The sequence below is a fragment of the Algoriphagus aquimarinus genome (genome assembly GCF_900112005.1).
In the GTDB taxonomy this organism is placed as follows: domain Bacteria; phylum Bacteroidota; class Bacteroidia; order Cytophagales; family Cyclobacteriaceae; genus Algoriphagus; species Algoriphagus aquimarinus.
This window is the reverse complement of sequence record NZ_FOKK01000007.1, coordinates 146,309-161,603: the sequence shown is the minus strand read 5'-3', so window position 1 is coordinate 161,603 and position 15,295 is coordinate 146,309. Positions and strand designations below refer to the sequence as shown.

At 41.3% G+C, this 15,295-nt stretch carries 10 protein-coding genes and 1 tRNA gene; 9 read left to right on the top strand and 2 right to left on the bottom strand.

Annotated elements, in window-relative coordinates; all coding sequences use genetic code 11:
• Positions 1–9 precede the first annotated feature (9 nt).
• From BM291_RS11065 to BM291_RS11020, 9 genes are all read left to right on the top strand, one after another.
• Positions 10–1,974, top strand: coding sequence for an FG-GAP repeat domain-containing protein (locus BM291_RS11065; protein ID WP_092897331.1), 1,965 nt, complete (start codon positions 10–12; stop codon positions 1,972–1,974).
• 120 nt (positions 1,975–2,094) lie between these two features.
• The gene (locus BM291_RS11060; RefSeq protein ID WP_175499684.1) at positions 2,095–3,453 is read left to right on the top strand and encodes a DUF3748 domain-containing protein; all 1,359 of its coding nucleotides are present in this window, start codon (positions 2,095–2,097) and stop codon (positions 3,451–3,453) included.
• A gap of 3 nt (positions 3,454–3,456) precedes the next feature.
• Entirely contained in the window at positions 3,457–4,398 is a 942-nt protein-coding gene (locus BM291_RS11055; RefSeq protein ID WP_092897327.1) for a dihydrodipicolinate synthase family protein, read from the top strand.
• 59 nt (positions 4,399–4,457) lie between these two features.
• Positions 4,458–5,957, top strand: coding sequence for a sodium:solute symporter family protein (locus BM291_RS11050; protein ID WP_092897325.1), 1,500 nt, complete (start codon positions 4,458–4,460; stop codon positions 5,955–5,957).
• Positions 5,954–7,624 carry a ribulokinase gene (locus BM291_RS11045; RefSeq protein WP_092897323.1) on the top strand — a complete coding sequence of 557 codons (1,671 nt, stop codon included), beginning with the start codon at positions 5,954–5,956 and terminating at the stop codon, positions 7,622–7,624. Before BM291_RS11050 ends, BM291_RS11045 begins: the two co-directional genes overlap by 4 nt.
• Positions 7,625–7,891: 267 nt before the next feature.
• Positions 7,892–9,235, top strand: coding sequence for a Gfo/Idh/MocA family protein (locus BM291_RS11040; protein ID WP_092897321.1), 1,344 nt, complete (start codon positions 7,892–7,894; stop codon positions 9,233–9,235).
• 472 nt (positions 9,236–9,707) lie between these two features.
• A complete protein-coding gene (locus BM291_RS11035; protein ID WP_139229079.1) occupies positions 9,708–11,567 on the top strand; it encodes a PLP-dependent aminotransferase family protein in 1,860 nt (619 codons plus the stop codon).
• 280 nt (positions 11,568–11,847) lie between these two features.
• Positions 11,848–12,573, top strand: a complete 726-nt coding sequence (locus tag BM291_RS11030) for a DUF3891 family protein (protein ID WP_092897317.1) — start codon at positions 11,848–11,850, stop codon at positions 12,571–12,573.
• A 900-nt stretch (positions 12,574–13,473) separates the two neighbouring features.
• Positions 13,474–14,475 carry an IS110 family RNA-guided transposase gene (locus BM291_RS11020; RefSeq protein WP_092897313.1) on the top strand — a complete coding sequence of 334 codons (1,002 nt, stop codon included), beginning with the start codon at positions 13,474–13,476 and terminating at the stop codon, positions 14,473–14,475.
• A 103-nt stretch (positions 14,476–14,578) separates the two neighbouring features.
• Here BM291_RS11020 and BM291_RS11015 read toward each other — a convergent pair.
• Positions 14,579–14,652: transfer RNA gene (locus tag BM291_RS11015), tRNA-Pro, on the bottom strand.
• Positions 14,653–14,891: 239 nt separating this feature from the next.
• Complete coding sequence (locus BM291_RS11010) at positions 14,892–15,272, bottom strand: hypothetical protein (RefSeq protein WP_092897311.1); 381 nt, start codon at positions 15,270–15,272, stop codon at positions 14,892–14,894.
• Between the last annotated feature and the right edge of the window lie 23 nt (positions 15,273–15,295).

Below are 15,295 nucleotides of genomic sequence, written 5' to 3'. Positions count from 1 at the left end.
CCTAATAACATGAAACAACTTATTCCTAGTGCCATAATTCTAAGTTTTTTTGCCTTTGGGGCTTGCTCAAATAAAAAGGATTCTTCAGCTACTCAGGTAGCTACCCCAAAAGATTTTGAGATTGTAAAATACAACAACCCAAACACCACCTCTTTTTTAGGAGTAGGCCTTTGGGCTTGGCCTCTACCTATGGATTACGATGGGGATGGAGATATGGATATGCTGGTTTCCTGTCCCGACAAGCCGTTCAATGGGCTTTACTTTTTTGAAAACACTACGGGGGATGATTTTCCTGATTTCGCAGCTCCAGTTCGTATAGGGGATGCGATCAAGAATGTGCAGATTTCCCACATCGATGAAGGGATGAGGGTAAATGTCCCGGGAGTAGAGTTGGTGGATTTCAAGACTAAGTTGGCAAGTAATGAGCGGGTACTTTTTGATGCAGAGGAACTGAAGAAAGGCTTTGAGAAGGTTCGTTTCAACCAATGGAAAATGGTTGATTACGAGGGTGACGGAGACCTGGATGTGGTTGTCGGTATTGACGATTGGGCAGATTATGGATGGGACAATGCGTTTAATGACTCTGGTGTTTGGATCAATGGTCCTCTACATGGCTTTGTATTTTTGCTTGAAAATCAAAATGGTACCTATGTAAATAAAGGAAGGATTGAGGCAGGCGGGAAAATGCTCGATGTCTATGGAGCGCCATCACCTAATTTTGCGGATTTTGATGGAGACGGTGATCTGGATCTGATCTGTGGGGAATTTTTGGACCGGATGACTTATTTCGAAAATACAGGAACGAGACAGAATCCTGTTTACAAAGAAGGTGTTTTTCTGAAAAATGATGCTGGCCTGATCAAAATGGATCTGGAGATGATTATTCCAGTTGCGGTGGATTGGGACAAAGATGGTCATGTAGATCTGGTCGTCGGAGACGAAGATGGACGTGTTGCTTTAGTGAGGAACACGGGAAAACAAATAGGAAATGTCCCTCAATTTGAATCCCCAAGATACTTTCGCCAGCAGTCTGATAACCTGAAGTTCGGTGCTCTGGCTACGCCAGTAAGCGTGGATTGGGACAATGACGGGGATGAGGATATCATTACTGGGAATTCAGCGGGTTATTTTGCTTTTATAGAGAACATTGGTGGAGGTGAGAACCCAAGTTGGAATGAACCCAAACTTCTGGAAGTGGGAGGGAAGCCTATCCGTATTCAGGCAGATGAAAACGGATCTATTCAAGGTCCGGCCGAAGCCAAATGGGGTTATACCACGCTATCAGTGGCAGACTGGGATGGCGATGGGAATCAGGATATTATTTTTAACTCCATCTGGGGAAAGATAGAATGGATCAGAAACACAGGTTCGGGATTAGAAGCGCCCAAACCTATCCAAGTCAATCGAGGCAACGAAGTGGCTACTTCTCCCGCTTGGAACTGGTGGAAATCAGCGCAAAATGAATTGGTCACTCAGTGGAGAACCACTCCCTATGCGATAGACTGGGACAAGGACGGCGTGATGGATTTAGTCATGCTGGATTTTGAAGGATATCTGGCCTTTTATAAAGGAGTAAATGAAAATGGTCAGCAAGCTATTCTTCCAGGTCAGCGGATATTCTATGGAGACAAAGTTTCTGTTTATACGAATAGGGACAAAGCTGAAAATGACGAAGGTGGCCCGCTACGTCTGAACAACGCCGAAGCTGGAGGAAGTGGTAGACGAAAAATTTCTTTCGTGGACTGGGACAACGACGGTGATCTGGATCTGCTCGTGAATAGTGTGAATGTGACACTGTTTGAAAATATCAGTGAAGAATCAGGCAAAGTTACCTTCAGTCACAAAGGCCCACTATCAGAAAAAATATTGGCTGGACATACCACCAGCCCTACATTTGTCGATTGGAACAAGGATGGTGTCTGGGAGATTTTTGTAGGCGCGGAAGACGGTCATTTCTATCATTTTCAGAGATGATTTTTGACTGCAATGATTAAAAAATTAAAAGATTGGGAGTTGGGTTCCAGGGCATTTGGCTATGTATTGCTGAGTGGGCTGTGTTTTTCGATGATACATTGTAATCCCAGAAACTCAAACGTGAATAACATAAAAGAATCTCTTGATACAATAAAAACTGTGGAAATTCAGCTTACCAGTGATCCTTCAGGGCATTTTTTAAATCAACGTCAGGCATTTTCTCCCGACGATAAACTTCTTGTTTTCGACAATAGAAACGATGATTCCAAAATTGGGGAAAATGCCTCTATCCAAGTGGTGGATGTGGAAACACAGGAAGTTAAAACCATCTACCAATTGGAAAATCAAACTGTTTTCGGCCCTGGTACAGGTGCCGTAAGTTTTCATCCCTCAAGGAATGAAGTGGTTTTTATTCATGGTTTGATGAATGCTTCCCAGGAGAAGCCCTACGGATTTACGGCTAGGGTTGCCATGCAAGTTAGCTTGGATGAATCGAATAAATCTGAAGCTATGGAAGCTCGGGATGTGCAGGTTCCATTCACTAAAGGCGCACTGCGTGGAGGTTCACATGCTTATTCCTACAGTTCAGATGGGCGGTTTGTGAGCTTTACTTACAATGACCAAGTTCTGGAGCGTGAATCACTAGTAAATCCGACAATCAAAGACCTTCGAACGGTCGGTGCTTTTATCTTGGGAGAGCGAGTAGCTATCACTAGAAGAGTAGATGAGGAAAACTTTGATGGGACGAGTTTTGCAGTCCTGTTGGCAGAAGTGACTGCTGATCCTAAGCCAGGATCTGATCAGATTAACAAAGCATATGAAGAATGCTGGGTAGGTAATGCAGGCTATACCAAACTAGATGGCACTCAGCAAAACCAAGCATTGGCTTTTTTGGGGGATGTGATGTCTGAGACTGGGGAGAAGGTTACAGAGGTATTTATCGCTGATATTTCTTCCAGCATTTCTGAACTTATCTCGTCAGTAGATGGGGGAAGTCTTACCTCTTTGCCTGCTATTCCAGCCGGAGTCAACCAACGCAGGTTGACTTTTACAGCTGACCGGAAATATCCAGGAGTGCAAGGGCCAAGACAATGGTTACGCTCATCACCTGACGGGAATTCGATCTATTTCTATCAAAAAGATGAGGCAGGAATAGTACAGATTTATACAGTTTCTCCAAATGGTGGAGAGATCAAAGCGATCACTAAAAATACATTTTCCCCTGATACCAGTTTCAGCTTGAGCTCCGACGGGAAATACTTGGCCTATGGAGCAAAAGAAGCTATTTATATCACAGGAATCAGTGATGGTATAACTCAGCAGGTTTTAGCTTCTCCGGATAATGCAAGCACAAATCTTAGCAATATTAACTGGTCCAATACAGGGCACACACTAGCATACAATAGGAAAGTGGACTTAGCGGGTAAGTCTTACTTCCAAATTTTTACAATAAACCTATCAAGCGTAGTTGACAAATAACTTATGACATTACTTACTACTTCAAAAGAACCTCTGAGAGGGATAGTTCCTCCTATGATTACACCACTTCATGCCGATGGATCTCTGGATTCAGCAAGTGTAGAAAAACTAATTGAGCACTTGATTGCGGGAGGCGTCCATGGCATCTTTATACTGGGTACCACGGGTGAGTTTTCTGGTTTGAGTTATCAAACGCGTAGAGATTTGATCACGCAGACTTGCAGTCAGGTTGGTGATAGAGTGCCGGTATTGGTGGGAGTTACCGATGTGTCCATCGAAGAAAGCATAGCCTTGGCAGAGTTTTCAGCAAATGCTGGAGCCTATGCCGTAGTGGTGGCACCTCCATTTTACAATAACATTGACCAAAAGGAATTGACGCACTTTTACCTTCAATTGGCTGACGCGATCTCACTTCCGATGTTTCTTTACAATATGCCTTCACACACCAAACTGGTGATTGAAGTAGATACCGTGATAGAGCTTTCAGCCCATGAACGTATTATTGGCTTGAAGGATAGCTCGGCACACGCGGTTTATTTTCAGTCTTTATGCCATGCGTTCAGAAATCAGCCAAACTTTGTATTGATGGTAGGTCCGGAGGAAATGATGGCTGAAACAGTACTGATGGGAGGATTTGGAGGAGTTTGTGGCGGTGCCAATCTTTTCCCGGAGCTGTATGTAGCGCTGTATGTAGCGGCTGAAAATAAGGATTTTGAGACGATGAAGGTCTGTCAGGGAGCTGTGATGGAGATCAGCAGAAACATTTATCAGGTAGGACAATATAAGTCCAGCTACATGAAAGGTTTGAAAACTTCTATGTCGTTTTTAGGACTTTGCGAGGCGCAGTTTGCTTCTCCGCTTTATCCTTTTTCTGACTCAGAGGTCGAAGAGCTTAGGTCTCGTTTTGAGGTGATCGCAGCAGACCTGACCCAACTTTCTCTCTAAGAGAGAATAGTTATTAGGTAAAAATTAAAATCTCCACAACCCAACATACCCAAGAATTAATGGATTTACCTTTAATTGATTTAGTAGTTTTTCTTGTTTACATGGCTGCGATCGTGGCTTTCGGGATTTCATTTTCCTTTCGGAAAAGGACTGCCTTAGAGTATACCACAGGTGGTGGAAGGCTGCCAAGTTGGGCTATTGGCATGTCCATCTTTGCGACTTTTGTAAGTAGTATCAGCTTTTTGGCTCTTCCGGGAAATGCCTATCTGTCCAATTGGAACGGCTTTGTGTTTAGTCTATCCATTCCGTTGGCGGCTTGGATTGCGGTCAGGTATTTTGTGCCTCTTTACAGAAATCTGAAAAGCGAATCGGCCTATTACTATTTAGAAACACGTTTTGGCCCTTGGGCCAGAACCTATGCTTCTATCTGTTACCTACTGACGCAGCTGGCCAGAATGGGAGCAATTATGTACTTGCTTGCTTTGCCGATGAATGCACTATTTGGCTGGAGCATTCCTTTGATCATCATTTGCACAGGAATAAGCGTGGTCGTCTACGCTATGCTTGGAGGTATTGAAGCGGTGATCTGGACAGATGCTATACAAGGAATTGTGTTGATTGGCGGAGCATTGGTTTGTCTCTTGGTAATTATGTTTTCCATGCCCAATGGACCTGGAGAAGTGTTTACCATAGCAGCAGAGGCCGATAAATTCAGTTTGGGAAGTTTCGAGTTCAATTTTGTCGAGTCCACCTTTTGGATGATTCTGGTTTACGGCCTATTTATCAACCTTCAGAATTTTGGTATTGATCAAAGTTATATCCAGCGTTATATCACGGCTAGGACAGAGAAAGAAGCCGTTCGATCTACTTGGTTTGGAAGCTTGTTGTATGTGCCTGTTTCGCTTTTGTTTTTCTTCATCGGAACAGCCTTGTTTTCTTATTATCAGGCCTTTCCGGATTTGTTGCCTGCTGAATTGCAATTGACAGAGAATGCGGATAAGGTGTTTCCATACTTCATCGTGTCTGGGCTTCCTACAGGGGTGACTGGAATTTTGATTGCCTCCATTTTTGCGGCAGGAATGAGTACAGTTTCCACTAGTATCAATAGCTCGGCGACTGTTTTTCTGTCTGATCACTACCGAAAGTATATCAATAAAAATACAACAGAAAAGCAATCCATGCGGGTGCTTTTGATCGCCTCTTTCGTCATGGGAGGATTGAGTATCGTGGTTGGTTTGGCGTTCAACGGAGTTACCAGTGCTTTGGAATCATGGTGGGCACTTTCATCTATCTTCAGTGGCGGAATCCTGGGGTTATTTTTACTAGCTTTTGTAGTGAAAAAAGCTCCAAGTAAAGCGGCTGCTATCGGTGTGCTGTGCGGAGTAGTAGTAATTGGTTGGATGAGCCTATCACCAGTCTTGCTGACAGGAACTCCAATGGAAGGGTTTAAAAACACCCTGCATACTAATTTGACAATTGTGATGGGTACGCTTACTATTTTTATTGTAGGCTTTCTACTTACAGGTCTTTTTTCCAATCAAAAAAAACAGAGTATATGACATATGTTATTGGTTTAGATTATGGTACGGATTCCGTTCGTGCATTATTAGTAAAAGCTGAAAATGGAGAAATTGTCGCGACCTCTGTATTTACCTATCCAAGATGGGAGAAGGGTCTGTTTTGCGATCCGGCCAAAAATCAATTCAGGCAACACCCCTTGGATCATCTAGAGGGATTGGAAAACACGATAGCTGAGGTAGTGCGAGAGTCAGGGATAGCTAAAAGCCAGATCAAAGGAATTTGTGTTGATACTACTGGATCTTCCCCAATGGCTGTTGATCAAAATGGAGAATCTCTAGCGTTTAGCGAAGGCTTTCAAGAAAATCCAAATGCCATGATGGTGCTTTGGAAGGATCATACAGCAATTAAGGAAGCTGCTGAAATTACTGAGTTGTCAAGAACCTGGGGAGGGGAGGACTTTACTAAATATTCGGGGGGAATTTATTCTTCAGAATGGTTCTGGTCTAAAATCCTTTCTATTCATAGAAAAGATAAAGGAGTGGCAAATGCTACATTTTCCTGGATGGAGCATTGTGATTACATCACAGGAGTTCTTACTGGAATAGATCCTGTAAATCTGAAACGAAGCAGATGTGCAGCAGGGCATAAGGCATTGTGGCATCAAGACTGGGATGGTCTTCCTCCGGAGAGTTTTTTGAGTCAACTCGATAGCTCATTAGCTGGTCTTCGCAAAAACCTGTTTGCTAAATCCTATGCCTCCAATGAGGTGGCAGGTAAAATCAGTAAGCATTGGGCTTTGAAGCTTGGACTTTCAGAAGATACGCTGGTAGCGGTAGGGACAATCGATGCGCATGCGGGAGCGGTTGGCGCAGGGATTGTCGAGCATTCCTTAGTGAAGGTGATCGGTACATCTACCTGTGATATTTTGGTAGCTGCAACGGATGAAATTGGTAAAAATCTGATCAAAGGCATATGCGGACAAGTGGACGGCTCTGTTTTGCCAGGTTGTACTGGATTAGAAGCCGGTCAGGCAGGTTTTGGAGATGTATTAGCTTGGTTTAGCAAACTACTTTTAACTCCTTCCATTCAGCTTATCCAAAGCACTGATTTTTTAGATACCCACACGAAGGAGAATTTGATCCAGGAAATGAAGGATGGTATGCTGATTAATTTGTCTGAAGAAGCAAGCAAATTATCAATGGAGGATTGCAAGCTTGTTTCCTTGGATTGGATAAATGGACGACGCTCTCCCGATGTGGATGAATCTTTGGAAGGGGCAGTTATGGGCCTGAATATGGGCACTTCATCTGCGCATATTTTCAGAAGTTTGGTAGAATCTCTTTGTTTTGGTTCGAAATGTATAATTGATCGATTTGAGGAAGAGGGACTAAGGATTGATGAAGTAATCGCAATTGGTGGTGTAGCTAATAAATCCCATTTGGTGATGCAGACCATGGCTGATGTGTTAGGGAGAACCATTAAGATCACAGCATCTACTCAGACTCCTGCTTTAGGAGCCGCGATGTATGCAGCGGTTGCTGCGGGTGTTTTTGAAAATATGGAAATGGCTATTAAAGCAATGGGAGCTGGGTTTTGCCAAGTTTATATTCCGAACTTAGCACTTAAGAAAGATTATCAGGAGAAATATCAGCAGTATAGATTGTTAGGAGAGGTGTCTCACGAATTTAAGCACAGAAATAATTGATTTTTTAAATTGATAATTTGAGTATGTAATGGTAATTCAGTTATTTCAACGATTACCTGTTTTTAACAAATATACATGCGTTGAAAATCTTCAACTTTTTAGAGAAATAGTTTTTGATTTCATTTTAAAGTTAGACTCAACAAAAGAGATTAGAACAAAATGAAGATCTATCTGATAATGCTTGTTAACTGATATGTAAGAATGGGCTATAGATTAATGTTTTTTTAATAAATTGAGTCTAAACAACACCCAAAATGAAATCATAAAATGAATACAGAACCATCAAGAAGAAGCTTCATTAAAAAAACCGCAATTGCAGGTACAGCTGCACTTGTACTTCCTACCATCATTCCCGCTTCAGCTTTTGGAGCAAATGACAGAATTAACGCTGCTGTATTGGGGATCAACGGTAGAGGTAATAGCCATATTCAAGGCTTTATGGCGCAGAAAGATGTTCAGGTGACCACGCTTTGCGATCCGGACATGAACCTGTTGACAGCTGGTAAAAAGACATTCAAAGAGAAATACAATACAGATGTGGCCTTGGAGCAAGACCTACGAAAGGTGTTTGATAACAAGGATATTGATGTAGTAAGTCTAGCGACTCCTAATCACTGGCATGCATTAGCGACTATCTGGGCCTGTCAGGCGGGTAAGGATGTTTATGTAGAAAAGCCAGGTTCTCATAATATCTCTGAAGGACGAAAGATGATAGAGGCAGCCGATAAGTATGACCGTATCGTTCAGCACGGAGTGCAATTGAGAAGCTCCCCGTCCGTTCAGCAGGCGATAAAATTGATGCGTGAAGGCTACATCGGTAGAGTGTATATGGCGCGTGGCCTTGTGTTTAGAATGCGAGGAGACATTGGTGACAAAGGAGTTTCTCCAGTTCCTGAGGGATTGGATTACGACTTATGGACTGGTCCAGCACCTAAAAGGCCCTTTACACGTAACCTAGTACATTATAACTGGCATTGGAACTGGGACTATGGCAATGGAGATGTGGGCAACCAAGGAATCCATGAAACGGATCTTTGTATGTGGGGACTGGATGTTGGTTTCCCGACAAAGATTACTTCGATGGGTGGCAAATACCTTTGGAATGATAGCAAGGAAGTTCCCGAGGTGCTTACTTCTATCTATAATTATCCAGACGAAAATAAGATCATACAATTTGAAGTTCGCCCTTGGTATACCAATTCGGAAGGTGGAGCTACTGTAGGAAATATCTTCTATGGGGACAAGGGGTATCTTGTTGTTGATGGTTACGATAAGTTCCAGACTTTCTTAGGTGAAAAGGGAACTCCAGGTATCTCTGGAGATGATGGAGCAGCAGCATCTTCGGGTATGGATAGAGGAGCAGGCGGTACAGATGGACACTTTGCCAACTTCATCGATGCAGTTCGCAAGCATGACAAGTCAATCTTGAACGGACCTGTGGAAACAGCGCACCTTTCTTCCGGTTTGGCTCACTTGGGAAACATTTCTTATAGACTGGGACGAGTTTTAGACTTTGATCCAAAATCCGAGACTTTTGTCAATGATCCTGAAGCGGATAAAATGTTAACACGTGACTATAGACCAGGATTTGAAGTTCCTGATCAAGTTTAGAGTAATAGATATTGGGGTTAAACAATAGCTCCAGAATTTTTAGAGTATAAGGCAGTGGCCGTACTTGATGTGATCCTGTAGAATCAGGAGAATTGATAGTAGGGTCACTGCTTTAATTTTTTAGGCGAATTAGACATTCCATAGATTACCTACGAACCTTAAGAAGGTTGCTGTTGTTAATTTTGTCTGTCCCAAGTTTATCATCCTAGCGACTAATGTCTAGGACAAGGCTACCAGCCAATTTCCAACAAACATTCCAAGCTCGCTTGAGTAGACTTACGAAATTCTTAATTTGGCCTCGGCAGAGCGCCCAAGGCCTGAAAAAAGTTGGAATATCTAAGCCATTTGAAAAAGGGTTTTGGACAAGGCAATGCTAACTACAGAGTAAAGTATTTTATTCTGACATTATTGAAAAAATCAAACTTACTACCAAATCAGTCTATTATCGATGAAGATTTCTGAAGATAAAAAAATGCTAACCTTCGTTTCAGAGGTTTTGGAAAACATGCCTTCTGCATGGCTTAATCTAACGACCCATAGACTGGATATTTATGATGAGTCTTTGGCCAAAACTCAATTCTTAGATCAGTTTGAGAGCTTGTTCAATGAAAGTGTTGATTCCTCAGCTATTCCGCTCAGAACCTCGCTTAGTGAATTGCCAACTGCTTATGACTATATCCGACTTGGTCATCCTTTGTCCTGTGTGCTAGAATGGGTAATAGGAAATTTAGACCAGGTAAAATCAGAAAATGTAATCAGTTTTTCGTCTAAGACTGCTCCAGTTTTGGCTATTCTAAGAAAGAACTTGTTTGCCAATAAGAATACCCAAATCAATTATTCGGGTGACTTGTCAGCTTGTTTTGATGCTGAAGTACTCAGGAATGTTTATGGGTATAAGTTCGAATTAAAGCATGTTGAAAAAGCTTCAACAGTTTCCGAGTTTGACGGCAGTACTATATTCATATCAGAGAGAAATGAAATTGGTCGTTTTGATCTTATTCAAAACATCGATTTTTACATTGGTCTTCACCCTTCCCTAGGAAGTGTTTTGCTCGTAAATGGTGAAGAGAATGAAAGTTATATCTCAGAAATTCAACATGTAAGGAGAAGAGAGACTATCGCCATGACACCGGCTAATTGCCTTGCAGCTTTAAAGTCTCTAGTAGGGCAGTTATCTGAGTCCGCTCATAAAAGTCCTCAAAGCAATGGGGATGTGAAGACTAATAAATCTTTGGTCTTAGAGTCGATAGCGACTATTACAGGTTCGAATACAAAGGCACTTGTTGGTTCTAGTGGATTATCCATTCAGTATGCGATTATGATGGGGCTTGTGCATGATGCACAAGAAAATCATAAAGGAAAGGCTATCAAATTTGTGGTTCCTCCGAATTGTTATGGCGGTACAAATGATCAAGCAAGACGAGTAGCTGCTTGCTTGGATAATGTAGAGGTAGTGGACCTACCCGTGGATGGCGGAAACGACATGAATAGAAGTATTGATATCATACTCGATAAAATTGCTGGAGAGGATGCTATTCCGTATATCATCGCTGAAATCCCAACCAACCCTAGAGTGGAAGTGCCTGACCTGATACAATTGAAGGCAGTTTTGAGTAAAGTTCGTAAAACCAGTAGTGGCGAAGTTGCGACAGATCCAGTATTTATCTTGGATCAAACCTTTTGTCCGAATGTCCTCTTTTTGGGAGAAGGAGAAATACTCTCAACCGTAAGAACCATCTCATTTGCCAGCGGCTCAAAATTCCCAAGTGGCGGGCTATGCACGGCTGGGTACTGCGTAGGCAATACCAAAACGAAGGAGTTGATGGAGAAAATAGAGCGGCATCTAAACCTTTGCGACAATGAGGCTACAGCTCTGCAGTATGAAATATTAGCTAAGCAATTACCGTCAATGAACCAGAGAATTATTGATGCTTACCTTAATACCCGTGAGTTTGTAAACTTCATCCACGAAGTTTTGCCAGACGCGAAAATCAATTTTGTATCAGAAGAATTGGCACAGCAAGGATTTACGCCTTCTGTGTTTTCATTGGATCTTCCCACTAAGGGGGATTCAGACGAAGAAAAGGAATCCTATAAAAGAGCGCTGAATCATAAGTTGATCAACTTGATGATTACCCAAATCCCTAATGAGAGTAAGTATTGTGTGAGTTATGGACAGTTGAAAGGTTGCTATTGGACTATCCCTGCCACTTCTACTCAAGGCACCACTAAGGAAGGGGACAAGGATTACATAGCTAGGGTAGCACTTTCTGCTAACATGGATCTTGAACATCATAAAAAAGTCTTTTTAGATTTTGTAGAATCTATTTAAACAAATGGGGAGGCGATAAGAGCCTCCCTTTTTTTATGATCGAGTCGATTTTTAGAACTTTCTACATTCAAAATTTCCCTAGCTGAACTAAGTGCGCTGTCAGAAAAGATTGTTGCTGTTTTTAGATCTTGCAAATAAGTTTTCGCGCAGTTTATTAACTAGAGAAGCAAGCCTTTTCTCAAATGCAAAGGGCTATGTATTTTGGAATCTATAGGTTTGTCATTGAGGATTTTCATTCTGGTAAGGTGTTAGATGTCTAAAATTTTAAAAGAGATGGATTATGATAGTTTCTAAGAATTCTGAGGGGTGGAAAATATATTTTCATAAAGCACATGCTTTACTTGCTATGGATATTGGGTTAAGTATTGATCATCAGAATTGGCCGATCCGTAAATACCTAGCAGGAGGGCTAGAGAGTATTGGGGAACATGACAACGGACAGCCTAGGTGGAATGCGAGTGACAATTTAAACAGCTTAGGTGCACCATTGGATTATCGTGATCGAAAGGAGGTTGATCTAGAGCAAGCCCAATCTGTAGTCAGGAGTGCTCAGTATAAATCTTCTTTTATCGCCATCATGGTTTCCATGCACTGCCACAAGCTCTATTCAGACTCACAGGATGCTAAGGTCCAATCTTTTCTGTCTGAACAAGCTACCATGAGGGAGGGTTACATGAAACTTAATTCATTGAGTTCCAAAGTGATTTCCCAGTGTTATCAATTTCTTCGCTTTTGTGATGACCTTTCGTTAGCTCTTTGTCAAGATGAGTCGTGCAATAAAAAGGTAGTGTCTATTGATCCTATTCTAGGTGAGGAAGAAGTAAAATTGAGTCGAAACGATGATGGGAGTTATTCCTTGGATCCTTGGATATTCTATGAGGACAAGCTCATTTTTCCAATAGAGTATTTTCAAACTTCAAAAAAGGTATATAAAGATGATGAAGACCTGAAGAAGGATATAGATATCCTGAGGCCGTATAGGTCTGAATTTGTATTTGTCAGATAGCGTCTGATTTGCCTTGGTTAACCTGTTTCCATTACTGAATTTGTTTTTCCAGAAAAATGCCTCTTGACTGATTTTTGATTGGTATTTAATGATACAGATTGAGGATAATTATCCCTATAATTTACAGGTCCAAATTAGTTAAACTTCTGAATTTTAATTGAAATAGGCAGTTTTACTCCATTCAATTCGCCTTGGTATATATGGCTAACTTATTGGTTTCTGCTTAGGAAAGTGGAGATGGAAATGACTAGTCATATATCTTTAAAACATGAATGCATAGAGGCGCTCAAGGCTTGCATACAGAATTGCCTTGTGGTGATCGAAAGGCATAAGTCCGAGGAGGAGATGAGGCCAAGCGTAAAGCTATGCGAGCTCTGTATTGCTGCATGTGAAGACTGTATTGTTGCCTTTGAATCAGTTCAGGCTAATCGAGGCCCATTCATGCAGGTATGCGTGGAAATTAGTCATGCATGTATTGCAAATTATGAAAATCATATAAGCTTGGTGTTTCAAAAATTGGCTAAAGTGACCAATGATTGCGTGCCTGCTCTAATGACTAACAAACACTTGGGAATTCATAAATCAGCTTCTGTTCGAACTGATAAAATATTAGTCTGAATTTATAAGGCACAAAAAAAGCCTTTGAACTTAGTCAAAGGCTTTTGATGTCGGGGTGGCAGTCCCGATAGCTACCTTAGGTTTGATAGGTTGAAAAGTGTAAGGTTTTGAAGTATAATTGAAGCCCTGTCAGCGACCCAGCGATAGCTTTAGATGTCATAGATCTAACCCGATATTTGGGACTGACAGGTTTCAAGAACCAAGACCTGTATAAGATATCAGTCAAACCTGTTAAGGTTATTAGGTAACGGTTCTTTACTTCAATTATCTAACAACGAAAGTATGCAATTTGAATTATTTATTGGAATCGATGTAAGCAAATTAACCTTGGATATTGCTTTTCGAAACCAAGATGCAGAAGTGGAGAGTTTCAAAATTGAAAACAAACCAGTATCAATCAAGCGGTTTTTTAAAAAATTATCCAAGCAATTAAACCTAGAAAACGCCTTAGTTTGCGCAGAATTCACCGGACATTATTGCTATCCTTTACGTAAAGTATGTCTGGAAGAAGGCTATTCTCTATGGCTGGAAAGTGGCGCTGAAATCAAGCAACGCTCCGGAGTAACCAGGTACAAGAATGATAAGGTGGATGCCATCAGGATTGCTGATTATGCAAGAAGACATCAGGACAAAGCGAAAGTTCAAAGAATAGAGGATTACACGCTAGAGTCAGTCAGAGCACTATCTGCTGAGCGAGAGCTATTTATCAAAGAAAGAGCAAAGTATAAGTCCCAAATCAAAGACCTGAAGGGATTCATGGATGAAGCACTTTACAAGGCCAGAAGTAAGCGTTTAACGAAACAAGTAGAATCCTTGACCAAGCTGATCAAGGAAATCGATCAGCAGATCAAATTGCTATTGGAATCCAGCGAAAAACTGACAAACCAAAAAGCCATACTCACTTCAATAGACGGAATCGGTGACCAAGTTGCTATCCACACCATTCTAGCGACCAGTGCCTTTACTAAATTCAATTCAGGTAGAAAATTCGCCTGTCATGCAGGAGTTGCTCCCTTTTCTTTTGAATCAGGAACCAGCCAAAGATCCAGACGCAAAGTTTCACACAGAGCAAACATGGAGCTTAAGAAACTATTCCATATGGCGGCACTCTCAGCGATACAAATGAAAGGTGAATTCAAGGACTATTTTGACAGGAAAGTGGCAGAAGGCAAGAATAAAATGACAGTTATCAATGCGGTCAGAGCTAAACTGATCAACAGAATTTTTGCCTTAATCCGTGACAACAGAATTAATGAGAAAAACTATCTAATAACCCTTGCCTAATCCATAAGAATATCGGGAGAATCTACGACTTCTTTTTAATATTTTGAATTTTAAAATAAAGGCACAAAAAAAAGCCTTTGAACTTAATCAAAGGCTTTTGATGTCGGGGTGGCAGGATTCGAACCTACGACCTCCTCGTCCCAAACGAGGCGCGATACCGGGCTACGCTACACCCCGAGGTGTTATTTTTTCAATCTTTTGACCCCTGACTTGCTCATGAATCGGTTGCAAATGTAGCAAAATTTATTTCCGACAAACACTTTTTTTGAAATGATTATGAAAAAAATCGAGAATATTTTAGCTCCTTTTTGAAGCGTGTTGAAAATGAGTTGGATAGCTTTTTACAGATTTGTTTTACGAAAGAAATAATTGACGAATCGAGTAAAACCTTTGAGTAAGGAATGGAAGAGGTTTTCTTAATTGACGATTAACAGATCCAGTGTTAAATGAGGATTATTAGGATCAGAGGTATCCAGATTGAGTTTGTAAGTATAATAGCCTTTAGAAAGTGGAGTTTCGCCTACATAATCATAAGGCTGCATTCTTAATTCCTTTCCATTAGCTAGTAAGCTTACGAAGCCGTAGCGATAGGCTGATTCAAATTCTTTGTAATCAGATCTCTGTCCAGCAGAAATGTCTCCAAATTCTATGGGAGTAGATCCTGAGCTAATCAAGATATCCTTGAAATCTACTGCCGAGCCATTTTCCACTCGAATAAGAACGCCTTCAGGACTATTGTCCTCAGTACATGAAGTGATAAGGAATACTGTTAAAAAGAGGGTGAATAGATTTTTCATAAAGTCAAAATAAAAGGTGTTTA